The sequence below is a fragment of the Clostridium chromiireducens genome, assembly GCF_002029255.1.
GTDB lineage: Bacteria > Bacillota > Clostridia > Clostridiales > Clostridiaceae > Clostridium > Clostridium chromiireducens.
Genome location: NZ_MZGT01000004.1, coordinates 68,328 through 94,133 on the forward strand (window position 1 = coordinate 68,328; position 25,806 = coordinate 94,133).

Annotated in this window: 22 protein-coding genes; 18 read left to right on the top strand and 4 right to left on the bottom strand. The window is 30.4% G+C overall.

Annotated features, from left to right (window positions below):
• Positions 1 to 383 precede the first annotated feature (383 nt).
• Genes CLCHR_RS01985 through CLCHR_RS02000 form a run of 4 tightly spaced genes read left to right on the top strand, consistent with a single transcriptional unit; the run spans position 384 to position 6,130 of the window.
• Positions 384 to 2,450 (top strand): chemotaxis protein CheA, encoded by a 2,067-nt coding sequence (locus tag CLCHR_RS01985; protein ID WP_079437996.1) that lies wholly within the window; start codon positions 384 to 386, stop codon positions 2,448 to 2,450.
• 56 nt (positions 2,451 to 2,506) lie between these two features.
• Positions 2,507 to 4,240, top strand: a complete 1,734-nt coding sequence (locus CLCHR_RS01990) for a methyl-accepting chemotaxis protein (protein ID WP_079437997.1) — start codon at positions 2,507 to 2,509, stop codon at positions 4,238 to 4,240.
• A gap of 15 nt (positions 4,241 to 4,255) precedes the next feature.
• Positions 4,256 to 5,071, top strand: coding sequence for a CheR family methyltransferase (locus tag CLCHR_RS01995; protein WP_079438000.1), 816 nt, complete (start codon positions 4,256 to 4,258; stop codon positions 5,069 to 5,071).
• 27 nt (positions 5,072 to 5,098) lie between these two features.
• Positions 5,099 to 6,130, top strand: a complete 1,032-nt coding sequence (locus CLCHR_RS02000) for a protein-glutamate methylesterase/protein-glutamine glutaminase (protein ID WP_079438002.1) — start codon at positions 5,099 to 5,101, stop codon at positions 6,128 to 6,130.
• Between the two features lie 14 nt (positions 6,131 to 6,144).
• Here CLCHR_RS02000 and CLCHR_RS02005 read toward each other — a convergent pair whose 3' ends face one another.
• Entirely contained in the window at positions 6,145 to 6,801 is a 657-nt protein-coding gene (locus CLCHR_RS02005; protein WP_079438003.1) for a response regulator, read from the bottom strand.
• 365 nt (positions 6,802 to 7,166) lie between these two features.
• Between CLCHR_RS02005 and CLCHR_RS02010 the strand changes: the two genes are divergently transcribed.
• The 5 genes from CLCHR_RS02010 (at position 7,167) to CLCHR_RS02030 (ending at position 11,781) form a co-directional block, all read left to right on the top strand.
• Positions 7,167 to 7,535: a response regulator gene (locus tag CLCHR_RS02010; RefSeq protein WP_079438005.1), complete on the top strand. Its 369-nt coding sequence runs from the start codon at positions 7,167 to 7,169 to the stop codon at positions 7,533 to 7,535.
• Positions 7,536 to 7,685: 150 nt separating this feature from the next.
• Positions 7,686 to 8,180 (top strand): chemotaxis protein CheW, encoded by a 495-nt coding sequence (locus CLCHR_RS02015; RefSeq protein WP_079438007.1) that lies wholly within the window; start codon positions 7,686 to 7,688, stop codon positions 8,178 to 8,180.
• Between the two features lie 24 nt (positions 8,181 to 8,204).
• A complete protein-coding gene (locus CLCHR_RS02020; RefSeq protein ID WP_079438008.1) occupies positions 8,205 to 9,821 on the top strand; it encodes a methyl-accepting chemotaxis protein in 1,617 nt (538 codons plus the stop codon).
• Positions 9,822 to 9,881: 60 nt separating this feature from the next.
• Complete coding sequence (locus CLCHR_RS02025; RefSeq protein ID WP_079438009.1) at positions 9,882 to 11,348, top strand: ATP-binding response regulator; 1,467 nt, start codon at positions 9,882 to 9,884, stop codon at positions 11,346 to 11,348.
• A gap of 34 nt (positions 11,349 to 11,382) precedes the next feature.
• Positions 11,383 to 11,781: a response regulator gene (locus CLCHR_RS02030; RefSeq protein WP_079438010.1), complete on the top strand. Its 399-nt coding sequence runs from the start codon at positions 11,383 to 11,385 to the stop codon at positions 11,779 to 11,781.
• Between the two features lie 277 nt (positions 11,782 to 12,058).
• On the opposite strand, the gene CLCHR_RS02035 is transcribed toward CLCHR_RS02030, so the two are convergent.
• From CLCHR_RS02035 to CLCHR_RS02045, 3 genes are all read right to left on the bottom strand, one after another.
• On the bottom strand, positions 12,059 to 12,421 hold the full coding sequence (locus CLCHR_RS02035) for an Hpt domain-containing protein (protein ID WP_079438012.1): 363 nt from the start codon (positions 12,419 to 12,421) through the stop codon (positions 12,059 to 12,061).
• A gap of 86 nt (positions 12,422 to 12,507) precedes the next feature.
• Positions 12,508 to 15,318, bottom strand: coding sequence for an ATP-binding protein (locus CLCHR_RS02040; RefSeq protein ID WP_242965976.1), 2,811 nt, complete (start codon positions 15,316 to 15,318; stop codon positions 12,508 to 12,510).
• A gap of 172 nt (positions 15,319 to 15,490) precedes the next feature.
• A complete protein-coding gene (locus CLCHR_RS02045) occupies positions 15,491 to 15,871 on the bottom strand; it encodes a response regulator (protein ID WP_079438014.1) in 381 nt (126 codons plus the stop codon).
• A 378-nt stretch (positions 15,872 to 16,249) separates the two neighbouring features.
• Between CLCHR_RS02045 and CLCHR_RS02050 the strand changes: the two genes are divergently transcribed.
• The 9 genes from CLCHR_RS02050 (at position 16,250) to CLCHR_RS02090 (ending at position 25,544) form a co-directional block, all read left to right on the top strand.
• On the top strand, positions 16,250 to 17,134 hold the full coding sequence (locus tag CLCHR_RS02050) for an SPL family radical SAM protein (RefSeq protein WP_079438015.1): 885 nt from the start codon (positions 16,250 to 16,252) through the stop codon (positions 17,132 to 17,134).
• 292 nt (positions 17,135 to 17,426) lie between these two features.
• On the top strand, positions 17,427 to 18,332 hold the full coding sequence (locus CLCHR_RS02055; RefSeq protein ID WP_079438016.1) for a helix-turn-helix transcriptional regulator: 906 nt from the start codon (positions 17,427 to 17,429) through the stop codon (positions 18,330 to 18,332).
• Positions 18,333 to 18,349: 17 nt separating this feature from the next.
• Positions 18,350 to 18,496, top strand: coding sequence for a GGDEF domain-containing protein (locus tag CLCHR_RS25630; RefSeq protein WP_423236625.1), 147 nt, complete (start codon positions 18,350 to 18,352; stop codon positions 18,494 to 18,496).
• A 28-nt stretch (positions 18,497 to 18,524) separates the two neighbouring features.
• Positions 18,525 to 18,869, top strand: a complete 345-nt coding sequence (locus CLCHR_RS02065; RefSeq protein WP_079438017.1) for a phenylpyruvate tautomerase MIF-related protein — start codon at positions 18,525 to 18,527, stop codon at positions 18,867 to 18,869.
• A 44-nt stretch (positions 18,870 to 18,913) separates the two neighbouring features.
• Complete coding sequence (locus tag CLCHR_RS02070; protein ID WP_079438018.1) at positions 18,914 to 19,693, top strand: nitrilase-related carbon-nitrogen hydrolase; 780 nt, start codon at positions 18,914 to 18,916, stop codon at positions 19,691 to 19,693.
• Between the two features lie 131 nt (positions 19,694 to 19,824).
• Positions 19,825 to 20,880 carry a CPBP family intramembrane glutamic endopeptidase gene (locus CLCHR_RS02075; protein ID WP_242965977.1) on the top strand — a complete coding sequence of 352 codons (1,056 nt, stop codon included), beginning with the start codon at positions 19,825 to 19,827 and terminating at the stop codon, positions 20,878 to 20,880.
• A gap of 244 nt (positions 20,881 to 21,124) precedes the next feature.
• Entirely contained in the window at positions 21,125 to 22,306 is a 1,182-nt protein-coding gene (locus CLCHR_RS02080; RefSeq protein WP_079438019.1) for an amidohydrolase, read from the top strand.
• Positions 22,307 to 22,416: 110 nt separating this feature from the next.
• Positions 22,417 to 23,592: a metallophosphoesterase gene (locus CLCHR_RS02085; RefSeq protein ID WP_242965978.1), complete on the top strand. Its 1,176-nt coding sequence runs from the start codon at positions 22,417 to 22,419 to the stop codon at positions 23,590 to 23,592.
• A gap of 188 nt (positions 23,593 to 23,780) precedes the next feature.
• Entirely contained in the window at positions 23,781 to 25,544 is a 1,764-nt protein-coding gene (locus CLCHR_RS02090; protein ID WP_079438020.1) for a sensor domain-containing diguanylate cyclase/phosphohydrolase, read from the top strand.
• Positions 25,545 to 25,806: the final 262 nt, after the last annotated feature.

Here is a 25,806-nt window from a genome sequence, read left to right on the forward strand (position 1 = left end):
TACAAGTTAATTTACTTAATATTTAAGAGTATGGAAATTTATATTAAAAATACATATTATGCAGTAAAACATTGAAGGTTTTATTAGAAATTATAATAAATGGTAGGTTGTGTACATTACTGTTACTCACAAAATAAATTAGAGTAGCGGTAATGTGTGCAGCCTGCCATTTAATCGTTTTATTCTATACATATGTTTGTGCAATTTGCATTTATATCTACAATAGTAGTGCAATCGGCACTTAAATCAATGCCTCGTGGTACTTAAAAGATATTGATAAAACTTTTAATATAGAGATATAGGGAGATTTATCTGAATGCTAAATTCTGAATGAAGAATTTCATTTGGAGCTTTAAAGGTAATGCATATGGGAGGTAATTGAAATGTCTGAAAATATCATAAATGAATCTATGCTAGATATGTATATTTTTGAAACAACTCAGCTTATAGAACAATTAGAACAGCTAGTAATTAATGGAGAGAAGGAAAATGGATTTACCGATTCCATAAACGAAATATTTAGAATAATGCATACAGTAAAAGGCTCATCAGCAATGATGCTTTTTAATAATATAGCAGAGATTTCACATTCTGTGGAAGATTTGTTCTACTATCTTAGAGAAAATAGGCCCACAGGGGTAGATAATAACATTTTAAGCGATATTGTATTAGATGCAATCGATTTTATTAAAAATGAAGTATCAAAAATTCAAGAGGGAAAGACATCAGATGGTGATGCTGCAAATAGAATTAATGAAATTAAAGAATTTTTAAATGAACTCAAAAAGGAAAATGAAATTTCCACAGTAGTAGAGATGAACAATGCAGAGCCGCAGAAGTTTTTCATAACCAGTGGTAAGGTTAGGGAAGAGAACCATAAAAATAAATATAAAGCAAATATATCGTTTGTTGATGGTTGTGGGATGGAGAATATAAGGTGCTTTGGGATTCTTCACAAGCTATCAGAAATAGCAGAAGTAATTAGTAACACACCTGAGAATATAATTGATGATGATGAAAAATCTAGCGAAGAAATAAGACAAAATGGATTTGAAGTGAAATTTTCCTCAAATTTAGATGTTGATATGATCAAATCAATAATAAATGAAACAGTGTTTCTAAGTAGATTAGATATTTCTGTATTAGATGAAGAAAATGATTGCATTGAAAATAAGAATATCATAGAGAAAGTAGAGATAAATGAAGTATTCAAATCGAATGAAAAAGAAAAAGATACAATAGTTAAAGAAAATAAAGGTGAAAGAACAGCTTCTCATCAGGGACAAGGGTTTATAAGCTTGAGCGTATCTAAAGCAGATAGGCTTATGGATCTTATTGGTGAGTTAGTTATTGCAGAATCAATGGTTACACAAAATCCAGACCTGGCTGGATTAGAATTAGACAATTTTCAAAAATCAGCAAGGCAGCTACGTAAAATAATAACAGAGATGCAAGATACAGTAATGTCTGTAAGAATGGTGCCGCTTTCAGCTACTTTTCAAAAGATGAACAGAATTGTCAGAGATATGAGCAAGAAAATGAATAAGGAAGTTAAATTGACGATTATAGGGGAAGAGACTGAAGTTGATAAAAATATAATTGAGCATATATCAGATCCATTAATGCACCTAGTTAGAAATTCTATTGATCATGGGATAGAGACTTCGCTAGAGAGAGTAGATAAGGGAAAGCAGCCAATAGGGAATCTGATTTTAGAGGCAAAAAATGCAGGAAGTGATGTACTTGTTGTAGTAAAAGATGATGGGAAAGGACTTGACGAGAGAAAAATTTTGGAAAGGGCTAGAGAAAATGGTTTGCTTAATAAGCATGAAAATGAGATGACCAAGAGAGAAATTTTTAATTTGATATTTTCACCAGGCTTTTCAACAAAAGATGCTGTATCAGAATATAGTGGAAGAGGCGTTGGTATGGATGTAGTCATGAAAAACATTGAAAAAATAGGAGGAGCAATTAGTATTGACAGTGTCGAAGATTTTGGATCTACTATGACAATTAAAATACCATTAACTCTAGCTATTATAGATGGAATGAATGTAAGAGTAGGTGACTCGAGATACACGCTTCCCACAAGTTCTATAAAAGAATTTTTTAGACCAAAAGAAAGTGATATCATAAGGGACCCAGATAATAATGAAATAATTATGGTTCGAGGCCATTGTTACCCAATACTTAGACTTAATGAACATTTTGGTGTTCGCACGAGTGTAACTAATCTTTCAGATGGAATTTTAATAATGGTTGAACAAGATGAACGAAAGCTATGTATTTTAATTGATGAATTATTAGGCCAACAACAGGTTGTTGTAAAGGCGCTTCCAAGTTTCATAAGGGATATTAGAAATTCAAAGGACTTAGCAGGATGTACACTTCTAGGAGATGGCAACATAAGTTTGATAATTGATATTACTGGATTAATAGCAAAACTTTAGAGGTCATTATGTAAGATTAAGTATTTTTTTAATAAAAGATAAATGAGGTAGTAAGTATGAACTGGATTAATAATATTAAAATCAGAATGAAGTTAATGGTAGGATTTGCTATAGTCGCTTTTATTGCAGGAATGGTAGGAACTATTGGTATAGTAAATATTAAGGAGATAGATAGGAATTACTCGGATTTATATGAGAATTATGGAATGTCTATGAGTAATATTGCTGAAGTTTCTATTTCATACCAACGACTTAAAATAAATTTAAATAATATTATGTTATATAAAGATAATAATAAAACAAATGAGTATGTAAGTAGAATAAAAGATTATGATACTAAGATTCAAGAAAATATGCTCAAGTTCGAAAATTCGATTCAGACAGAAGCTGCGAGAAATGAATTATCAAATCTTAGAATTATGCTAGAAAAATATGGTACCATAAAAGATAAGATTATGGAATTGGCCCTTTCAGGAAAAGAAAATGAGGCTCTTACGTTGATGAATAGTAATGAGACTCAATCAATATCAGATCAAATAAATAATTCTGTTGATAATCTTTTTGAATTGAAAACGTCAGGAGGTCTTAGTAAATCGCAAGAATATTCGACTAAAGTAAACTATTCAGTTATAACAATGATAACAGTAATAGTAATAGCTATGATTTCAGCCATAATTCTTGGGATAATAATTTCTAGAGTAATAAGTAAATCTATATCAGAACTTATGAATGTAACAAATGAGATAAGTAGAGGAAATTTAGATTTTGAAATTGCTAATGATTCAAAAGACGAAGTTGGAATTCTTTCAAAATCAATGAAAAGAATGCAGCATAGGTTAAGTGAGGTAGTTGAAAATATTAGTTTTGCTGCTGAGCAGGTCACAGTTGGATCAAGACAAATATCAGATTCAACAGTAGCTTTATCTCAAGGAGCCACAGAACAAGCAAGTGCAGTTGAAGAACTGACAGCATCTATTGAACAAATATCTGCACAGGTAAAAATTAATGCAGAAAATGCCAAAGAAGCTAATTCTATAGCAGTAAAAGCGAAAACAAATGCAATAAAGAGAAATGGCGAAATGAAATTAATGCTTACTGCAATGGATGAAATAAATAGTTGTTCAAATAATATCTCAAAAATAATTAAGGTAATTGATGAAATTGCATTTCAAACTAATATACTTGCATTAAATGCTGCTGTCGAGGCAGCAAGAGCAGGTCAATATGGGAAGGGATTTACAGTTGTTGCAGATGAAGTTAGGAATTTAGCTGCAAGATCTGCAAATGCAGCAAAAGAAACTACAAAAATTATAGAAGAATCAATTTTAAAAATTGAAGATGGAACAAATATTGCAAACCAAACTGCTGAAGCCCTTGAAAGTATAGTGAGAGATATAGAAAATGTTTCAGGAAGAATCAATAATATATCAGAGGCATCAGATGAACAAGCTACAGGAATTTCACAGATATCTCAAGGAGTAATACAAATATCTCAAGTTGTTCAAGGTAATTCTGCTACTGCAGAAGAAAGTGCAGCTGCAAGTGAAGAATTAGCAGGACAAGCAGAAGTCTTGAAAGAACAAGTTCAAATGTTTAATTTAAAAAATAAAGCTTATAATGTAAGTTCAAATTATAACATAGAATCAAGTTGTGAAAGTGATGATAACTATTTTGAAAAAAGAGATAAAAAGAAAGATAGAAAATTCTTAAATAATGAGTCTTCTGAAATTAAAGAGGAAGTTAATGTTAAAAGGATAATACTTAGCGATAGTGAGTTTGGAAAATATTGAAGATAAGGTGATATTATGACTACAATTACAGAAAATGAATTTGCTAAGTTATCGAAGTATATTAAAGATAATTATGGTATTAATCTAAAAGAGGAAAAGAAGATGCTTGTTATCGGAAGACTGCACAATGTATTAGCAGAGTTAAAATTTAAAAGTTTTTCAGAGTACTATGATTATATAATTTTAGACAAAAGTGGTAAAGCAGTTAATACATTAATAAATAAAATTACGACTAATCATACGTACTTTATGCGTGAAAAAAATCACTTTATCTACTTAAAAGAAAAAGTACTTCCATACTTGATGAAATCTGTAAAGGATAGAGATTTGAGAATTTGGTCTGCAGGGTGCTCATCAGGAGAAGAAGCATATACTCTTGCTATGATATTAGATGAATTTTTTAAGGAAGAGAAGCTGTGGTGGGATAAGAAGATATTAGCTACGGATATTTCAGAAAAAGTCTTAAGTATTGCTAGAACTGGAATATATAATAAACAGCAAGTATCTCAACTGCCTGAAACTTGGAAGAGAGATTATTTGAGAAATTGTAATGAGGAAAAATATGAGTTTACTGATAAGATAAAAAATGAAATTATATATAGAAAATTTAATTTAATGGATAGTGTATTTCCGTTTAAGAAAAAGTTTCATGTTATTTTTTGTAGAAACGTAATGATTTATTTTGACAACAATACAAAAAATGAATTAGTTAGAAAATTTTATAATAGCATGGAGGATGGAGGATATCTATTTATAGGGCATTCAGAATCATTAAATGGAGGAACTATGGGATTCAATTACGTAATGCCATCTGTATATAGAAAAGGGTAAGTTTAATTAGTTGAGAAGGTGAAATTTATGAGAAAAATTAGAGTGTTAGTGGTTGACGATAGTTTAGTATTTAGAGAAGCAATATCTATGGGAATATCCAGAGATCCTAATATTGAAGTGGTAGGAAAAGCAGTGGATCCTTATGATGCTAGAGACAAACTTCTTGAGTTAAATCCAGATGTAATGACATGCGATGTACAAATGCCTAAGTTAAATGGAGTAGAATTTATTAAGAGACTTCTGCCACAATATAAGATTCCTATAGTTGTTGTAAGTTCTATAAGTGATATTGTATTTGATGCCATGGATGCAGGGGCAGTAGATTTCCTTAGCAAGCCTGATGCTAGAATTCCTAATGCATTTGAAATATTTACGAATGAGTTAATACAAAAGATTAAAGGAGCAGTAAGCGCAAATTTATCAGCTAGTTTAATTCAGCAGCAACGAACAAATGTGAAGAATGTACAAGAAAAGAATAGTATAAACGTTGTTAACAATAAAGTTATAGCAATAGGTGCTTCAACTGGTGGTACAGAAGCAATTCATACATTATTAAAAATGCTGCCTCCAACAATGCCTGGAATAGTAATAGTTCAGCATATTCCCCCGGTGTTTTCCAAAATGTTCGCCGATAGACTTAATCTACAAACACATTTTCATGTGAAGGAAGCGCAGAGTGGAGATATTATTGAACCAGGGAAGGTTTTGATAGCACCAGGTGATAAACATATGAAAGTTAAGAGGGCTATAGATAAATATATAGTAGATACTTCACCTGGAATTAAGGTTAATGGGCATTGCCCATCAGTCGATGTACTTTTTGAATCTGTGGCAAAGGTGGCTGGGAGAAATGCAGTAGGAGTAATACTTACTGGAATGGGGTATGATGGGGCAAAGGGACTTATGTCTATGAAAAGAGCAGGGGCAAGAACTGTTGGTCAGGATCAGCAATCTTCTGTTGTTTATGGAATGCCTAAAGTGGCCTTTGATATAGGAGCCGTTGAAAAACAAATTCATATATCAAAGATTCCGGGAATTTTGATTGATATGTTTAAATAGAAAAAAATGGACTACTATACTAGTCCATTTTTAACAGCGTATACGGCTAACTGAGTGCGGTCCTTTAACTGGAGCTTAGAAATGATTTCAGTAATTATATTTTTGACAGTTCCTTCAGCAATAAACAAAGAAGCTCCAATTTCTTTATTATCTTTTCCATCGACAATCATAGATACAATTTGTATTTCTCTTTCTGTTAAGGAAATATCTATACCATGAATATCAACAGTTTTCTTTTTAGATTTTTTGCTATCCTTACGCAGATTTAATAACATAGGGCTTAAAATATCTTTCGTAATTATTCCTAACCCTAATGAAGCACTCTTAATTGATAGTATCAGTTCTTCGGTACTTATATCTTTTAAAATATATCCATCTGCGCCGTTACTTATTGCATCTGTAACATCAGTTTTGTCATTAGATGCCGTAAGGATTAATACTTTAATTGAAGGAAAATCTGATTTTATTAATTTTGTGGCTTCAGTACCAGTGCATATGGGCATAGACAAATCCATTAATACTACATCAGGATTTTGTTCTTTACATAAGTCATAAGCTTCCTTTCCATTAGTAGCACATGCGATGACTTGTATATCACTATTATTCTCAATTATATTTTTAAAACTCTCTCTCAAAAGCCTTTGATCTTCGGCAATAATAACCCTTGTCATATAAAAACCTCTCTTTACTCAAATGGATTAATATATATTAAATTTTTGCGTAAAAATAGATGAATTTCAAAAAATAGAAAACGTATTTGGTGTGAAAACCAACTCACATAATATGAATTATACCATTTTGTATATATTTCAACAATGGATAAAGCGAAACTAAATTTATATACAAAAGAGTCTTGAGTAAATACAAATCAATTATAAAATAGTGCTATTTGCATCTTGAATTAAATTTGTTGTGCAATTTGCATATTACTGCATGACTTGCGGTACTACAAATGTATTATAGAAACATTTAAAATATAATTATTAAGAGAAGAAAGTAGAAATTAAAACAATATATTTAGGAGGTAAGGGGTAATATGAAAAGAGTATTAGTTGTGGATGATGCAGCATTTATGAGAATGGCTTTAAGATCAATTCTAGAAAAGTGTGGATTTGAAGTTGTTGGTGATGCGGATACTGGAATAAAAGCTGTGCAGCAATATAAGTTATTACAACCAGACATAGTGACCATGGATCTAACTATGCCAGAACTTAATGGAATAGAAGCAATAAAATTGATAAGGGCAATTGATAAGAATGCGAGAATAATAGTCATATCGTCAATGGGGCATGAAATACAAGTTAGGGAAGCAATAGCTGCTGGCGCAGTATCATTTATAGTAAAACCTTTTAAAGAAGAGATTGTTAAACAACAATTATTAACTATTAGTCAAGCCAATAAATAAGTAATATCTTAGTATTGTATAAGCCAATAAAAAATTATTGAGTTTACTAAATATATAGCAAGTGGAGATTATTATAAAAAATGAAGACGAATTCAGTGGCGTTGTGAATGATTAAAATTGTATTCAAGATAAAAGAGAGGAAGCGTTCAAATGAATGAAAATGCAGCTAATGATATTGTTGATATGGAGGAGGATACTCAAAGAGGAAAGTATCTAACTTTTGTGCTTGATAATGAGTCCTATGGTATAGGCATAAATAATGTTACAGAAATCATTGGAATACAACCGATAACCTTAGTCCCAGAATTACCGGATTATATAAGAGGAATTATAAATTTAAGAGGAAAGATAATTCCAGTAATGGATGTCAGGTTGAGGTTTAGAAAGATATTTAGAGAATATAATGATAGAACTTGTATAATTGTAATTGATATAAATGAGCTAGCAATTGGTCTTATTGTGGATAGTGTTTCAGAAGTTCTGATAATACCAGACCAAGACATTATACCACCACCAAATTTAAGTAAAGTTAATAATAAGTACATAAAGGGCATTGGGAAAACTGGGAGTGAAGTTAAGTTAATTTTAGATTGCGATAAATTAATCAGTGATGATGAAACTGACGTTCTAAGTAATATTGAATAAGAAGTGACAGAGAGGAGTATTTAAATGAGATGGTTTTATAATATGAAAATACGCGCAAGGATACTTTCAAGTTTTTTAATTGTAGCTTTTATTGCAGGGGTTATAGGAGTTCAAGGGGTTTTTAATATAAACAAAATTAGCAAATTAGATACCGAGTTATACGAAAAAATGACAGAACCTCTAGGTGAATTAATTAATGTTTCTAATGCATTTAGTACTATAAGAGTATATGTAAGGGATATATTGCTTGAAGATGATCCCCAGAATATACCTGAAATTGCGAATAAAATAAAGGATAAGAGTAACGAATTCGATTCAAGTCTTGATAAAGTATCTAAAACAGTATTAACGACTGAGGGTCAGGAAGTTATTAAGGATATAAAAGCTTCAAAAGTTAAATGCATGGATGTTATAAATGAAGCGGTACAATTGAAACTTCAAAATGAAAGAGAAAAAGCTAAACAGCTCTTAAGTAGCGATGGGAAAATAGTCTTAAATGAGTTAAATTCTAATATTGATAAGTTTACTAAGTTGAAACTTAATATTGCAAAGGAAACATCTGATAATAATAGCAAGATTGCAACAAATACAACAACAATAACGATAATTATTTTAATCATAGGTATAATTATGGCTGTGTTGATTGGATTACTAATTTCTTCATCAATAAGCAAACCAGTCCGAAAAATAATCGGAATAGCTGATAAAGTAGCGGATGGAGATTTTGATATTAATATTGACATTAATAGTAAGGATGAAATTGGATTTTTAGCTACATCATTTAGAAAGATGACTGATAGGTTGAACAGTACGATGTGCACAATAAATGCTGCGGCTGAACAAGTTGCAGCGGGGTCAAAGCAAGTATCCGATTCCAGTATAGCCTTATCTCAAGGCGCAATGGAACAAGCTAGTTCGATAGAGGAATTAACTGCATCTATTGAAGAAATATCGGCTCAAACAAAGATGAATGCAGATAATGCTGCAAATGCAAATGAAATTGCGACAAGCGCTAAAGTAAATGCAGAAGATGGTTATGAACAAATGAAAGAAATGCAAAGAGCAGTGGATGAAATAAATAATGCATCAACAAGTATATATAAGATTATAAAAGTTATTGATGAAATTGCATTCCAAACTAATATTTTGGCATTAAATGCAGCTGTTGAAGCGGCTAGGGCAGGACAACAAGGCAAGGGGTTTGCAGTTGTAGCTGAAGAAGTTAGGAATCTAGCGGCAAGATCTGCAAAAGCGGCTAAAGAAACTGCTGATATGATTGAAGGTTCAATTAAAAAAGCAGAAGCAGGAACAAAAATGGCAAACCGAACTTCGGAGGCTTTAAATAGAATTGTTGAAGATACTATAAAAGTTGCCGATTTTATAAATCAAATAGCAATAGCATCAAATGAGCAAGCTGAAGGAATTGATCAAATTAATCAAGGCGTTATGCAAGTTTCAACTGTAGTGCAAACTAATTCAGCGACAGCAGAAGAAAGCGCAGCAGCGAGTGAAGAATTAGCATCTCAAGCAGAAATGCTAAAAGAACAAGTTATGCAATTTAACTTGAAGGTCAATAATAATTCGTCAAAATATAATTCCATTAACAATATTGATTTAGATGCTATACCTAAATACATATAATATATGTAAATCATTAAGGTATTAAAAGGAAGATCAATCTTTTTCTACGGGGTGAAACTTATGACAAGAGATATAAGAGTTCTCATAATAGAGGATTCAAAAGCTTCTTTAAATTACGAAGTAGCTCAGCTTAAAGCGAGTGGATTTAATGTGGAATATGAACAAGTTGAGAATGCAGAGTCATTAAGAAATGCACTAAGTAGTGGTATGTGGGATATTATTTTATCCGATCATGTCATGCCAAGTTTTAGCTCGATTGAAGCGCTGCAAATACTGAATGAAACAGGATTTGATATTCCTTTCATAATAGTATCAGGAGAGATAGGGGAAGAAGTTGCTGTAGAAGCCATGCGTGCTGGTTGTAGGGATTACATTATGAAAGACAAATTAGCACGGCTTGGCCCTGTGGTGAAACGCGAACTTAATGAATTCAGTGAAAGAATCAACAGGAAAAGAATTGAGGAAGAAATGAAAAATATTCTTATAAAGGCTAAAGAGGAAGCAGAAGCAGCAAATGAGGCAAAAAGCAATTTTTTGGCAAATATGAGTCATGAAATACGCACGCCTCTTAATGGTATCATAGGAATGATTGAGTTGACTTTAATAGGTGAAACATTAAGTGATGAACAAAGAGAAAATTTAATCATTGCAAAGAATAGCGCATATTCTCTAATAAATATTGTTAATGCGATTTTAGATTTTTCTAAATCAGAAGCTGGTAAGATGGAGTTAAAGCAAAATAACTTTAGCCTTAGAGATCTTGTTAATAAAACAATAAAAATCCATAGTTATGATGCAAAAATAAAGGGAATTACTCTAGAGTGTCATGATTTTAATGAAATCCCTGATCTATTATATGGAGATTATGGAAAGCTTCAACAAATACTTAGTAATTTAATAAGCAATGCAATAAAATTTACTCAAGAGGGAAAAGTCACGCTTATAGTTGAAAAGAATTATGAATATGAAGAGGAAATTGGTATAAAGTTTTCTGTGCAAGATACAGGAATTGGTATTAATGAAAATGATACGACTTTACTTTTCAAGAGCTTTAGTCAACTAAATAATTCATATTCTCGTGAATATAGGGGGACAGGATTAGGGCTTGCATTATCAAAGCAATTAGTTGAAATGTTAAATGGAGATATCTGGCTTGAGAGTGAAGAGCGAGTTGGAAGTACTTTTAAATTTACTACAAAATTTAAGTTAGCCAAAGTGGAGGACGTAAATAAATATTATAGGGGTATTAAAAAAGTAAATGATATAGAAGATGTCATTAACAGAAAGAATAGCATGGCTTTTAATAATGAACTGAATAAACTCCTAGAAAATATGAACGATGCAAAAGGTGATATGAGAAAAATTGAGAAGTTAGCAGATTTTATTAATAATTCCTTACTTCTTTCTAAATTTGATGATTTAGTAATGATGGGTTTTAAATTAAAAATAAACGCAAGAAGAAGCAATATAGACAAGGTAAAAGATGCATTTGAACGATTAGAAAGTGATGTAATGAAGTTAATGTAAATTATGATAGTATAAATAAGGGAGGGATTAATTAATGAGGATCCTTATTGCGGAAGATGATTATGTTAATAGAAGATTCTTGTTTAAGTTTTTTTCACAGTATGGTGATTGCGATATGGTGGTTAATGGTGAGGAGGCGGTTCAAGCGTTTATGTTTTCACTTGAAGAAAGTGATCCATACGGGCTTATATGCCTAGATATAATGATGCCGAAGTTAGATGGGTTAAAAGCCCTGAAAGTGATTACTTCTATTGAAAAAGAGAAGGAAATTAGTGATAATGAAATTTCTAAAAAATTTGTTATAACGGCTTTAGATAATGCAAAGGATGTTCAAAATGCCTTTGAAATGGGATGCGAAGTCTATGTAACTAAGCCAATAAACACAGAAAAACTTATTGAAGTAATGAAAAAATTAAAGCTTGATACGGAGTAATAACATAGTGTTTAGATTTATGTGTAATTTTTTCGGTTTCTAGGAATTTTGATGGATGATTCTACGACTAGAAGTTGCACCACAATGCTTGCCTCAACGACACGCGTTGAACAAGCATTGTGGAACAACCCTCTAGTCAAGAATCATTACCATCAGAATTCCAATGAAACACTGCAAACAATATGTTACTTATTTCTAGTAAAGTGATACACTAAAGCTAACAATTATAAACGTGTATCTGCTTTCTATGGGTTATAACATAAATTTAAGTTACAGGTTATTTATCTATAGACTTTTGGCTAAAGTAATTTTGTATTTCTTTCACAGCCAAATAACAAATATTAATTAAATTGTTTAAGTCTGATTTAAGACTGTTATAGTTATTAGATTTTAATGCATCATTAATTTTAGTAGTTTCTTCATAAATATCAATCAGTCTATAGTTACCCGTAACTCCTTTAACGTTATGAATTATTTTAGAGATATTTGTTATATCATTTTTAGCTATAAATATTTTTAATTCTGCAAGGGCGAAATTAATTTCATTAATTAATTCATTGTATAGATTATGTACGTCTTCTAAATTAAGGCCTAAATCTTTAGTAAAACCAAGTATATCATACCTGCAACTATGATTCATAAAGTATATACCTCCATTCATCCTTTCGGTTGGTTATAGCGTGAGTCTAATTTTAAAGCCATCTTTAAAAATAAAGCATAATAATTTTAATTCTTTGATTCAATATTTATTAATATGTTTGATATTTTATCAATAAAGTTTCGAATATCGATTGGTTTAGTAATATAGTCTGTAAAGCCAAGTCGCATGCCTCTTTCTATATCGCTAGGCATAGCATGAGCACTTATGGCAATAACAGGTATTTCACTAGTATCATTACATATTTTAAGGTTTTTGAAGACCTCATAGCCATCTATTCCGGGTAGATTAATGTCCAACAAAATAAGATCAGGTTTATGAGCTATAGCTAAATCCATGCATAGTTCTCCAGAAGTTGCAGAAAGCATTTTTAGTTTACAAATTTGGCTCAGAACACGTTCCACAAGTCGTAAATTCGCAGGATTATCTTCTACATATAGTATCTTATAAACTTTATCTTCAGAAAAAGAATTATTGTTTTCTATTGATAAACCGCTTTCAGAATTGTGCATAAAATCAGATTCCACATAAGGAAACTCAACCCAAAAGTGACTACCTAAATTTTTTTCACTAACGACATGTATTTCGCCATTCATTAATCCAGCAAGTTGTTTTGCTACTGCGAGTCCAATTCCAGTACCTTCAATCGTATTATTCATCTTATTTAAACGCTGAAATGGTTTGAATATTAACTTTAAGTCAGAACTTGATAAGCCGATACCAGTATCAATTACGTGAAATCTACATTTATCATTAACACAATCTTGATAATAAACAACTTGGCCATGTTTTTTATTATATTTAATCGCATTAGAGAGTAAATTAATCAATATTTGTTTTAATCTTGTATGGTCTGCGGAAACAAATTCATTGGAGTTAGCTTCTGGATAAGTAATGATATCTATTCCATGTTGATCAGCAAAAGGTTTTATTATAGCAAGAGTTTCATCCATTACTGCTTTAATTGGTACTGATTCAATTGATATACTTAATTTTCCAGATTCGATTTTAGCTAAATCTAGTATTTCATTTATTAATTCAAGCAAATGTTTTCCTGCCTTTAGTATCTCGTCAACGCTTTGACTTTGAGAACTAGTCAAAGGTGATTCTGGATCTAATTGTAATATTTGGGAAAAACCTAAAATAGCATTAAGTGGTGTTCTAAGTTCGTGGCTCATGCTAGATAAAAATTCAGATTTAGCTCTACTTGCTTTTTCAGCTTCCTCTTTTGCGGAAATAATAGAACGCGCCATCTTTTTTTGATCTGTAATATCACGGGCTGATATTACCACTTTGCTTGAATCATTCAATTTTGGAGATATGCATGCTTGAAACCATCTTAACCCAGAATTAGATTCAATATTAATGTCAAGATAAGCAGTTTCGTTCAACCGAATTACATGCTGAATTTTCTCGAGGGCGGCTTTAGATGTCTTTTTATCCAAAAGGTCATAAATAGAGCTAAAGTCTCCTTGTTCGTATAATTTATATAAATCTTGATATCTTTTAGACAAAAATGCGGTTATGTATCCATTAGAATTTACTTCTAATATTAAATCATTAATGGAATTAACAAGGCATTTTAAGTCTATTTCCTTTTTTTTAAGTTTAGTTTGAGTTTCTAATAAGTTCTTATTTGCTTCATCTAAGTTTTGTCCTAGTTTAAGCAGTTGAACTGATATATCTGTTAATTCATCTATATTTAATATAGGAGCTTTTGAAATATAATCACCGTCATCAATTCTTTGAATTATATTTTTAATTTCTAATAATGAATTAGAAAAAGTATAACTCATCTTTCGGGCTTTTTTAGAAAGAATAATAAAGAATATAATATAAGATAATATTAATGTTGCGATAATAATCATGCCTATTTGATTTAAATCATTATGTAATTTATTAGAATCAGAATAAATATTTTTCTCTGGAACAATTATGAGTAATTTCCAGTTTGTTCCTGAAATCGTATTCCAAGATGCAACCATAGATTCATCTTTATGCATAAAACTTGTGAAACCGGATAAATCATTATTTATTTTATCTCTTAAAATAAATAAATCCTTAGACTTATATAAATTATAATTATCTTTAGACATAGGATTATCATTGTTGTATGATAATTCTTCTAGATCCAAGTGATTTTTATAATTATCAGTTAGTGTAATAATAGTACCGTTTTTTTCAATTAATAAACCATATCCATTCCAGGGAATATCCAAAGTTAAAATCTGATTTTTTATTGTATCCATAGATACATCAATACCGGCAAAACCTTCTAGAAAATCTTTGTTATAAACTGGACATATTGCAGAGGTTATTAAACCCTTACCACTTGGATCATGGTAAACATTTGTCCACTTTACTTTTTTTTCGGGATTATGTTCATTATGAGCCCCATAATAAAAATTAGAGGAACGTACATCTGCTAGATGACCGTATTTTGAAATAATATTCGTGTAAGGATATGTAACATTCAAAGAATCAAATGAGTTAAAATATATAGAAGTAGAAAGTTGTTGAGTATTTTTTATGTCTATCATGAAATTTTTTAAGGTTAAAATTTTAGCAATTTTATCTTTTTTCAGTTTCATTTCTTTTGTAGACGATATGTTACTATAAAAAATTGATACATTGTCATCCTTAGAATTTTCTTTTGTATAATAAGTCCCATCTTCTGAGTAACTTAGGCTATCGTTATCCTCTTGACTTAATGAAGCTGATGAGGATAAAGCATGTTGAAGTTTATTAGTAAAATATGATGTAGAATTTTCAATGCAAGACAGCTCATGGTTAATCAAATCAGTTTTTTGTTTTGCGATTTGTCCGAGTTCATTTTGTGCCTGTTCTTTGAAATAATCTATCGTTTTTTTCTGTGACAAAAAATCTGAAGTCAAATATATAGATATAAAAATTAATTCAACAACTATTAATGGTATAAAGGCAGTGCGAATATAAGATTGCCAAATCCATTTATAAAGTGAAATATTTTCATGATTTTTTATTTTATTCATAGAACCACCTCATGATTTTGCTTTTGTTTCAGAGAAATAATCAGAGTATACTTTTTATCTTTGAAATTATATCATTGTAATTAAAGGGTTTAGTAATGAAATCCAAAGCACCTTTATCTAATGCTTTTTCATGATATTCTTTTTCGTTTTCAGCAGAAAGCATAATTATAGGCGTATTTTTGTAACTATTTGATAAATTTAAGGAATCAATTATTTCAAGACCATCCATAAAAGGCATTCTAAAGTCAAGTAGAATCAAATCAGGTTCATATACAGAGTATAAATCTAATACCTGCCTAGAATCTGTTAAAGTTTTTATATTGCTATAACCAGATATTTTCAACATTTTTTCTAGAAGTAAAATGTTAGCGTTATTATCATCAACAATAAGAATTTTTGACATTAATTTATTTTTATCCATAATAAAAAAACCTCCCCTAAATTTCCGGAAAAATCATCATAATACCCTAATATTTATAAATAATCAAACCCATCTGATATTAATATAACATATTTCGGGTGGATTTTTAACTAAATATTAACTTTTTTTAAAAGGTATTTTGATAAATTATGTATACAAAATTATAATATGACATGCTGTTGTCTAATTATAATTGCTATAGTGAATTAAGTGATTAAAATTTAGATTAGTGAAAAGGGGAATTAAATGTGAAGTATAAAATTGTGCATTTAAAAGAAAATATAGTCTTGATTTCGAAGAATATAAAGGTGGCACCGAAATGAAAGAATCAGAAATAGATATATATATTTCAATAAATTAGATTAAAGAGGGGATAGAATGGAATTTATAGATGCGAAAACTATTATATCAGGATATTGTGAGAGCAGCACTTGGTTTGGAAATAATTATAACATGAATATTTATAAAGGATGTTGTCATGGCTGTATTTATTGTGATAGTCGTAGTGAATGTTACAGAATAGATAATTTTGACATGGTTAGAGCTAAGAAAGATGCTCTTGCTTTGATAAACAAAGAACTTAGATCAAAGAAGAGAACTGGCGTAATAGGAACAGGGGCCATGAGTGATCCCTATAATCCCTTTGAAAAAGAGTATAAGTTGACAAGAGGTGCACTAGAACTTATAAATGCTCATGGCTTTGGGGTTTCTTTAATTACTAAGAGCGATTTAATTACAAGAGATATAGATATTTTAAAAAAGATATCAAGTCACTCACCAGTTCTTGTAAAGATAACGATAACTACATCTAGTGACGAGCTTTCCAAAAAAATAGAATCTAACGTTTCAGCTTCTTCTAAAAGATTATCTGCAATAAAACAGCTTTCCGAAAATGGAATTTTTACGGGAATTTTACTTATGCCGGTTTTACCGTTTTTGGAGGATAATGAAGAAAACATAGAAGGTATTGTTAAGTTAGCCCATGAAAATGGCGCTAAATTTATATACCCAGCTTTTGGAGTTACTTTAAGACAAAACCAGAGAGATTGGTACTATAAAAAATTAGATGAAAGATTTCCGGGAATTAAACAGAAATATATTGAAGAATTCGGAAATAATTATGAGTGTAGGTCACCAAAGGCAAATGCGTTATGGAAAGTATTTAAAATGGAATGTGATAGATTTGGAATATTGTACAGGATGAATGATATTATTGAGGCATATAGAAAAGGTTATGGTAATAATCAACTTTCATTATTTTAGAAATATAAATAAACAACTTATAGCTTAGACTTATGTCATGACTTACCGAAATAAGCAACATATTGTGTTTCGGTTTCTAGGAATTTTGATGGATTATTCTACGACTAGAAGTTGTACCATCAAAATTCCAATGAAACACAGCAAACAATATGTTGCTTATTTATAGTAAAGTGATACACTCAAAGTTAACAATTATGGATAGCTAATTTAATTATAAGTCTAATTTCCTTTTTAGTTATCTATAAGTTTAAATTCTATGTGTATGTAGTTATAATAAAGTTAGGTGATAGAAATGCAAATAAATAGATTATTTGAGATAGTATACATTTTATTGGATAAAAAAATAGTAACGGCAAAAGAACTTTCAAAGCACTTTGAAGTGTCAGTTAGAACAATTTATAGAGATATTGATATTTTATCAGGTGCAGGAATACCAATATACACAAATAAGGGTAAGGGTGGGGGTATTAGTCTTATTGAAGATTTTGTTCTTAATAAATCAGTGTTATCTGAGAACGAGCAAAAAGAAATATTAATGAGCCTTCAAAGCCTAAGTGCTATGAAATATCTAGAAGTGGAACCTATTTTGAAGAAACTAAGTGCGGTTTTCAATAAGGAAAGCACTAACTGGATTGATGTAGATTTTTCGCAGTGGGGTAGCAATGATACTGAAAAGGAAAAGTTTAAAATTATAAAAGCAGCTATCCTTAATAGTGAGGTTTTAGGCTTTGATTACTTTAGTTCTTATGGAGAAAAGACTTCTCGCATTGCAGAACCACTAAAGTTAGTATTTAAGGGGCAAGGGTGGTATTTATATGCTTATTGTCGTCTTAAGGATGAATTCAGAATATTCAAGCTTAGAAGAATACATACCTTAGTTTTATTAAATGAAAACTTTAAAAGAGAAGTTCCAGCTAATATTTGGGAAGGGGCTGGTAAGTCTTATAACACTGAAATGGTAACTTTAGTGTTAAGAATAGATGAGAAAATGGCATACAGAATTTTTGATGAATTTGAACAAGAAAACATTATTAGAAATAAAGATGGAAGCTATACGACAACTATTACATTTCCATCAGGAGAATGGATTTTTGGATATATAATGTCATATGGGGAGTATGCCGAAGTAATAGAACCTAAGAATATCAGAAAAGAAATAAAAAGAAAATTTGAAGAGTCTATAAAGAAATACTCTTAATATTTATAAAAAGAATAATTCACGTAACAGTAAGTATAGGCATTGTATGTGCTATAATTAAAGATGATACAATTGGTGTTGAAAAAATTATAAGCGAGGCCGATAAGCTTCTATATTATGCAAAGAATCATGGGAGAAATAAAGTATTCTCCTGTGAATTATAAATTTAATTTTTGGAAGGAGATATGAAAAATGCCGTTTATAGGATCAAAAATTAGCATGAAGATATCAGAAGAAAAGGAAGAAATTATAAAAAGAAAATTAGGTGAAGCAATACAATTAATCCCTGGAAAGAGTGAAACATTTTTGATGGTTGGGTTTGAAGATGAATATTCATTATATTTCGCTGGAGAAAAGCTTGAAAAGGGTGCATTCATAGAAGTAAAAATATTTGGAAAAGCAAGTAAAGAGTCATATGCTGACTTAACTGCTGCAATCTGTAACATTTATGAAGAAGAATTAGAAATTCCTCAAAATAAAATATATGTTAAATATGAAGAAGTTCAAGACTGGGGTTGGAACGGAAAAAATTTTTAGTATAAATAAGTAGTATTTATACTAAATAAAAGGGGGAGTTTAATTTGATTATAGGAATTGCTCAAGTAGATATGGCGTGGGAAGATATCATTAGTAATATGACTAAATTTGAAAAACTAATAAAAGAGGCCGCTGAAAATGGTGTAGAGTTAATTTTATTTCCTGAAATGGCTTTGACAGGTTTTACCATGAATATCAACAAGCTCTCATTATCGGAAAGTGATATAGTAAGTTGGATTAGAAAGTTATCTTTGGATAATAACATAAGTATTGGATTTGGATATGCAATAAAGGTAGATGAAAAAGGCAAGAATAAATATACTATTATTTCAAATGAAGGAAATACTTTAGCTAGCTATACTAAAATACATCCATTTTCCCATGGTGGTGAAGATAAAAAATATTATAGTGGCAATAATATAAGCAGTTGTGTAATAAATGAATTTAAAATAACTCCTTTTATTTGTTATGATTTAAGATTTCCAGAAATATTTCAAATAGCATCTAAGGAATCTCATATAATAACCGTAGCAGCAAGTTGGCCCAAAGAAAGAGAAGAACATTGGCTGGCATTATTAAGAGCAAGGGCTATAGAAAATCAATGTTATATTATTGGAATAAATAGAGTGGGGATTGGCGGAGGCTTAGAGTATAATGGAGCATCAATTTTTGTAAACCCTAATGGGGAGATATTAAATGAACTTAGCTCAGAAGAGATGTTAATCATAAGAGATGTTAATATAAATGATATTATAAAGTCCAGACAGGAATTTGATATAAGGAAAGATAGAAGAGAAGCGATATACCAAATTATGAACAAATAAGCTCGAGGGTCTTAATAGTTGTAAAAAATAATGAAATTAGAAAAGCAGTGTAGGATTATGATATAATGTGATAAAAAAATCTTTTATAAATATCATAAAAAGGTAGGTATTTTAATAGATAATTATTATGATTGAGTAATGAAATGGTAGGTAAAATGATGCTAGATGATTTTGAACAAGAAGTTGATGAGAAAAAAATAATATTAAAAAAGAATATAAAGAGCGTAGGAAGTAATTGTGCAAAAATAATCTTGATATTAGCAATATCGACATATGGAATAGCTTTTACAATTACATTTTTTATGAAGATGTTAGATGTGATTTTAAGCTCCATTGCAAACGGTGGAGTAAATAGCAGTTTTATTCCGAAATTTTCGCTAGATACATATAATTTCTTTGCGGGATATCTTCCATGCATATTAGGAGATATTATAGCAATTATTATAGCAGTGAGCACTACAGGAATAAGAATAAAACAACATATATTTACAAAGATAAAAGCATCTAAAAAGTTCATTTTTCTAGGAACTATATCTTGTATAGGAACAGGAATGGTTTCAAGTATATTGTACCTAATATATGCAACAATCCTTAAAGGTGCTGGAATAACTATTCCTCAGCCAGATTTTAGTTTTCCAAAGCAGAATATTTATCTTGTTTTATTTTTGATGTACGTTTGTTTAATAGGACCTATTTTAGAAGAAATTATATTTAGAGGATTTATTCTTAACAGTCTAAAGAGATATGGAAATTTGACGGCAATTATCGTATCTTCAATTCTATTTTCTATGTTTCATCTAAATTTAGTTCAATTTGTTAATCCAATATTAATGGGAATTGTCTTAGCATTTATTGCTATAAAATCGGAATCTATAATTCCGTCCATAATAGCGCATGTATTTAATAATACAATAACTTTTATAATGTCAGGGATAACAATTATGAATTCTCCGCTAGTAGAAGGTGCAATTGAAGGAATCTATCTTTTTGTTGGAGTAATTGCACTTATATTATTTATTTACAATTTTAGAGAAGACTTTATGGAAGTTATAAGAGAAGATACTGCAATACTTAGTACACAAGAGAAAGTAAGAGTTTCTTTTAGTGGAGGTTGGGCTGTAGCATATATTATTTTTTATGTTGCATTCATTGTTATTACTATGATAAGTAAGAATTTAATAAAATAATATTTGTGTAAAGATTTGTAAGAAGGGGAGATAAGTTTAATATATTGACTTATATCCTCCTTTATTTATACACAACTTATGATAATTGGTTATTATATAAATATTCGAAGATTTTATTTGTGAAATATTATATGTAACTAATTACATTAGAGGAATTATAGATTAATGTTAAATTATTTTAGATATATTGACATGATAAAATTGGATGCCTATAATTTAAGCATCGATTTAGAGGGGGATTAATATGGCGAATAAAGTATTATTATCAATAATAGAGAATTTAAATGAAGAACTTATTGGAGTGTTTCATAAATTACATGAAAATCCTGAATTACCTAATGAAGAATTTCAGACTACAAAACTAATAAAAGATTTATTGAAAAGAGTGGACATAGAAGTTCTTGATTTACCATTGGAAACAGGTATTGTGGCACAAATTAAAGGAAATCCAAAGGGTCCAGTTGTTGCTATTAGGTGTGACATAGATGCATTGCCAATTCAAGAGGAGACAGACTTATGCTATAAATCTAAAATAGACGGGATGATGCATGCTTGTGGTCATGATTTCCACATGGCCACAATTTTGGGAGCTGCTTATTTAGTAAAAAGACATCAGTCCTCATTAATTGGAACAGTGAAATTTATATTCCAGCCAGGTGAAGAAAGTGCAGATGGAGCTAAGAAAATTATATCCACAGGGGTTTTAGATGATGTAGATGCAATTTTCGGTATACACAACGTTTCAGATGCAGACGTAGGTGTTATGGGGATAAAAACTGGAGCAATGACTGCTGCTGTTGATAGATTCGAAATCAAAATCACAGGAGTCGGAAGCCATGCAGCTAAGCCTGAGAAAAGTATAGATCCTATAATAATCGCAAGTAATATAGTTACATCATTACAAACAATCATAAGCCGTAATGTGGGACCTACAGAAAAAGCGCTTTTGAGTATAACTCATATTCAAGGCGGAAATACGTGGAATGTTATCCCTGAATCAGCTTATCTTGAAGGAACAGTTAGGACATTAGATGAAAATATACGTGAATTAATATCTAAAAGAATGAATGAAATGGTAACAGGAATAGCACAATCCTTTGGTGGTAGTGCAGAGCTTATATGGCACTTTGGCTCACCGGCAACTAATAATAGTGAAGAGTGGGTAGATTTTAGTACTAAACTTGGAAAGAGATTGGGATACAATGTTAAGCAGGCATCTATGGGATTAGAAGGCGAAGATTTTGCATATTATCAAAAGAATATACCAGGAGCGTTTATTACGGTTGGAACAGGAAAATCTTATGCACATCATCATCCGCAATATAAGGTAGATGAAAATGCGATCTTGAATTGCTCGAAATATTTCGATCAGTTGGCTGAAGGTGCATTGAAAGAAATTATAGATAAAAATTATAAACATAAATAGGAGTTTAGGAAACTAATATTTTGTTTTAGTACTATCAGAAAAGGGATGTAAAAATTATAGCTTAAGAAGAAAGTTTTATATTTTAGAATTATTTCAAGGAAAGGAGTAATATGAATATAAGAATGATAGCACCAATTACTATAGCGTTAGGATTATACATAATTCTTTGCTATTATATAGGAGCAAAAGGTAAAAAAGCGCTTGTGCATATGAATGTGAAATTCAGACAAAAAAAGTATTTCATAGGGTACTGGGTAATATATTGGACCATGGGATTGTCATTTTTTATAAGTAATATATTGAGAGGGGCTATCACCACCGAAAATTGGATTACATCAACAATTACACTAGTTGGATTTATTTATATTGGAATTTTTTTATATTCAATATTGATATTTTTTATTATAGATATTTTGAGATTTATTTTAAGAAGAATCAACTTTAATCAACTAGTAAAAGAACGGTTGAAGAAAATATATTTTGGTGGAGTATCTGTATTCTTATCAATATTTATATTAGTTGCATTTGGATTTTTAAACGCTCAGCGTAAAGTCATAACAAACTATGAAGTTAATGTAAATAAAGATGCAAAAGGAATTACTTCATTAAACGTAGTTATGGTTTCAGATGTTCATATGGGAGTTGCATTAAAAGAAAATGGTGTTACTAAAATGGTGAATTCAATAAATGAATTAAATCCAGACATAGTTTTATTTTGTGGAGATATATTTGATGAGAATACGCCTAGAAGTTTAAAGGAATATTCTAGAGAAGAGTTTAAGAATATAAAGTCAAAGTATGGAGTGTATGATATTACAGGAAATCACGAATATGGTGCGGGCGACTTATCAGAGACTATTTCATATTTTCAAGATGCGAATATTAAATTTTTACAAGATGAAGCAATTAAGGTAGAAAATAGTTTTTATATCGTTGGAAGAAATGATCCAGCGCAGATAAGATCTACGGGAGAAAAGGTAAAGCCATTAGATGAAATTTTGAAAGACGTTGATAAATCACTTCCGATAATAGTTTTGAATCATAGACCAGAAGACTTAGAAGAAGCTGAGATTGAAGGCGTGGATTTACAACTTTCAGGGCATACACATAGAGGACAAGTTTTTCCGGGTAATCTCATAACAGAACAAATATATGAGAAAGATTATGGATATTTAAATAAAGGTAATTTCAACTTAATTGTAAGTTCAGGATATGGAACATGGGGGCCACCAATAAGAGTTGGAACTGAAAGTGAAATAGTAAATATAAAAGTTAAGTTTAATTGATAGAATTTAGAAAGCAGTTGTAATTGTTAGAAGAAGAGAAATAACAAACTGATTAATTGTAAAAAAGAGGAGAGCAGGTAAATTTTAAAAATATATTCCCTAATAATCAGATAACATTATACAAAATTTATTCGTTACACATATGATAATGACATTAATTATAGAGGCAAGGAGGGGAAATGAGGATAATGGAGTACAGATTGTTTAAATTGCTAGCTGATTATATACCACAACCTATATGGGTAAAAGATATTGACTTAAGATTTATATATATTAATAAAGAGTATAAATCCATACATAAAGATATACATAAAGAATTTATTGGATATAATGATGAAGAAATATTCGATGGAGTAGAGCATGAAGAATGTCATAAATATTGCAAAATTGTTTTAAACACGTTAGAACCTTTAACAGAAGAAGGATATCTTGGTGGTATACGTAGAAAAATTACTATTGTTCCATTGATTGATAATGGAAATGTAATTGCTCTAGCTGGTATATATGCAAATCTTGATATTATAAGAGAAAAGGATAAGATTATTGAAGAACAGGAAAACTTATTAAAAGTAGTAATGGATACTTTACCAGGAATGGTTTTTTATAAGGATAAATACGGAAGATATGTTTACGTAAATAAAGAGTTTAATAGATTCTATAATAGAGATGGACTAGGTGAATTAATAGGAAAAACAAATAGCGATATACATCCTTCAGAAGAATTAGTACAAAAGTACACAAGGGAAGATAATCACGTTATACAAAACAAAGAAAGTATACGTGCGCAGACAGTAATTAGGACAAATGAAGGAAGTGAGCTGCATACAGAAGCTATAAAGGTTCCTGTAATTGACAAGAATAATGAGGTTGTTGGAATAGTTGGATTAATTCTTGATACTACTGAAAAAAAAGAAGCAGAAGAAAAATTAAAGAGGTTAAGTTTCACAGATTCTTTAACGGGTTTGTATAATAGAGCCTATTTTGAAGAGAAAGCGCAAGAATTTTTGTCAGAGAAATATCTTCCAGTAGGAGTTATAATGGGAGATGCAAATGGATTAAAATTAGTAAATGATACTTTGGGGCATAGTCAAGGAGATGAATTATTAAAGCTTATAGCAAATGTTCTTAGAGATGTATGTGATGAAGAACAATTGATATTTAGAACCGGTGGCGATGAATTTGTAATTTTAGCACCAAATGCTACTGAATATGAATGTGAATCTATTATAAAGAGAATATTTAAGCAATGTAAAACTTATAAGCATGATTTAATAGATGTTAGCATAGCTTTAGGGGCATCTGTAACTAATAGCTTAAAGAAAAGTGTATATGATGCGCTAAAGGAAGCTGATGATAAGGTATATCGCCAAAAGTTATTGCAAAAGAATAGTCTTAGCAGTTCGATAATGTACTCCCTACAGGTGGGACTCCAAACTAAGAGTATAGAAACAGAAGAACATACTGAGAGAGTACTATGCAATTCTTTAATAATTGGACAAAGATTATCCCTCCCGATGTCTGTGATGGATGAATTGACCATAGTGGCTAAGCTTCATGATATAGGTAAAATAGCAATAAGTGAAGAGATATTACTTAAGTCTGGAAAGCTAAAAGAAGAGGAATTTGAAATAGTTAAAACTCATGCTGAGAAGGGATATAGGATAATAAAAGCGTCTAATCAATTAGATAATGTAGCAAAAGGGGTTTTGGCCCATCATGAAAGATGGGATGGAACTGGCTATCCGCTTAAACTAAGGGGAGAGGGAATACCACTGATAGCTAGAATTGTTAGTATAGCAGATTCCTACGATTCTATGAGAAATAATAGTGTGTACAAGAAAACATTGAGTAAAGAAGATGCAATCAACGAATTAAAAAAGTGCGCTGGAAAACAATTTGATCCGCATATAGTCAAAGTATTTATAGATTATCTTGAAGAATCCGAAACATAAAAATACTTGTATTGTGACGACTTTAAAGTTACTACTAAGCAACCGAAAGGGAATATATGTGTTTGCTTCGGTTCTTAAAAGATTTTATTGGGTAGTTCTAAGACTATAAGTTGCACCCAAAGAGCTTGCTTCAAAGACTACGCTTTTGAGCAAGTACATTTTGAACAACTTATAATCTAAGAACTACGACCAGTAAAATCTTCTTATGAACACTGTGCAAAAACATATATTCCCTTTCTTTGTGTAGTAGTAGAATTAAAAT

What these genes read in the sequence shown, in the direction of transcription:
- CLCHR_RS02055 (WP_079438016.1), top strand. Translation starts at nt 17,427, where the DNA reads ATGCAAATAAATAGATTATTTGAGATAGTATACATTTTATTGGATAAA.
- CLCHR_RS02000 (WP_079438002.1), top strand. Translation starts at nt 5,099, where the DNA reads ATGAGAAAAATTAGAGTGTTAGTGGTTGACGATAGTTTAGTATTTAGA.
- CLCHR_RS01985 (WP_079437996.1), top strand. Translation starts at nt 384, where the DNA reads ATGTCTGAAAATATCATAAATGAATCTATGCTAGATATGTATATTTTT.
- CLCHR_RS01990 (WP_079437997.1), top strand. Translation starts at nt 2,507, where the DNA reads ATGAACTGGATTAATAATATTAAAATCAGAATGAAGTTAATGGTAGGA.
- CLCHR_RS02015 (WP_079438007.1), top strand. Translation starts at nt 7,686, where the DNA reads ATGAATGAAAATGCAGCTAATGATATTGTTGATATGGAGGAGGATACT.
- CLCHR_RS02090 (WP_079438020.1), top strand. Translation starts at nt 23,781, where the DNA reads ATGGAGTACAGATTGTTTAAATTGCTAGCTGATTATATACCACAACCT.
- CLCHR_RS02005 (WP_079438003.1), bottom strand. Translation starts at nt 6,801, where the DNA reads ATGACAAGGGTTATTATTGCCGAAGATCAAAGGCTTTTGAGAGAGAGT.
- CLCHR_RS01995 (WP_079438000.1), top strand. Translation starts at nt 4,256, where the DNA reads ATGACTACAATTACAGAAAATGAATTTGCTAAGTTATCGAAGTATATT.
- CLCHR_RS02050 (WP_079438015.1), top strand. Translation starts at nt 16,250, where the DNA reads ATGGAATTTATAGATGCGAAAACTATTATATCAGGATATTGTGAGAGC.
- CLCHR_RS02045 (WP_079438014.1), bottom strand. Translation starts at nt 15,871, where the DNA reads ATGGATAAAAATAAATTAATGTCAAAAATTCTTATTGTTGATGATAAT.
- CLCHR_RS02065 (WP_079438017.1), top strand. Translation starts at nt 18,525, where the DNA reads ATGCCGTTTATAGGATCAAAAATTAGCATGAAGATATCAGAAGAAAAG.
- CLCHR_RS02085 (WP_242965978.1), top strand. Translation starts at nt 22,417, where the DNA reads ATGAATATAAGAATGATAGCACCAATTACTATAGCGTTAGGATTATAC.
- CLCHR_RS02030 (WP_079438010.1), top strand. Translation starts at nt 11,383, where the DNA reads ATGAGGATCCTTATTGCGGAAGATGATTATGTTAATAGAAGATTCTTG.
- CLCHR_RS02035 (WP_079438012.1), bottom strand. Translation starts at nt 12,421, where the DNA reads ATGAATCATAGTTGCAGGTATGATATACTTGGTTTTACTAAAGATTTA.
- CLCHR_RS02025 (WP_079438009.1), top strand. Translation starts at nt 9,882, where the DNA reads ATGACAAGAGATATAAGAGTTCTCATAATAGAGGATTCAAAAGCTTCT.
- CLCHR_RS02020 (WP_079438008.1), top strand. Translation starts at nt 8,205, where the DNA reads ATGAGATGGTTTTATAATATGAAAATACGCGCAAGGATACTTTCAAGT.
- CLCHR_RS02080 (WP_079438019.1), top strand. Translation starts at nt 21,125, where the DNA reads ATGGCGAATAAAGTATTATTATCAATAATAGAGAATTTAAATGAAGAA.
- CLCHR_RS02010 (WP_079438005.1), top strand. Translation starts at nt 7,167, where the DNA reads ATGAAAAGAGTATTAGTTGTGGATGATGCAGCATTTATGAGAATGGCT.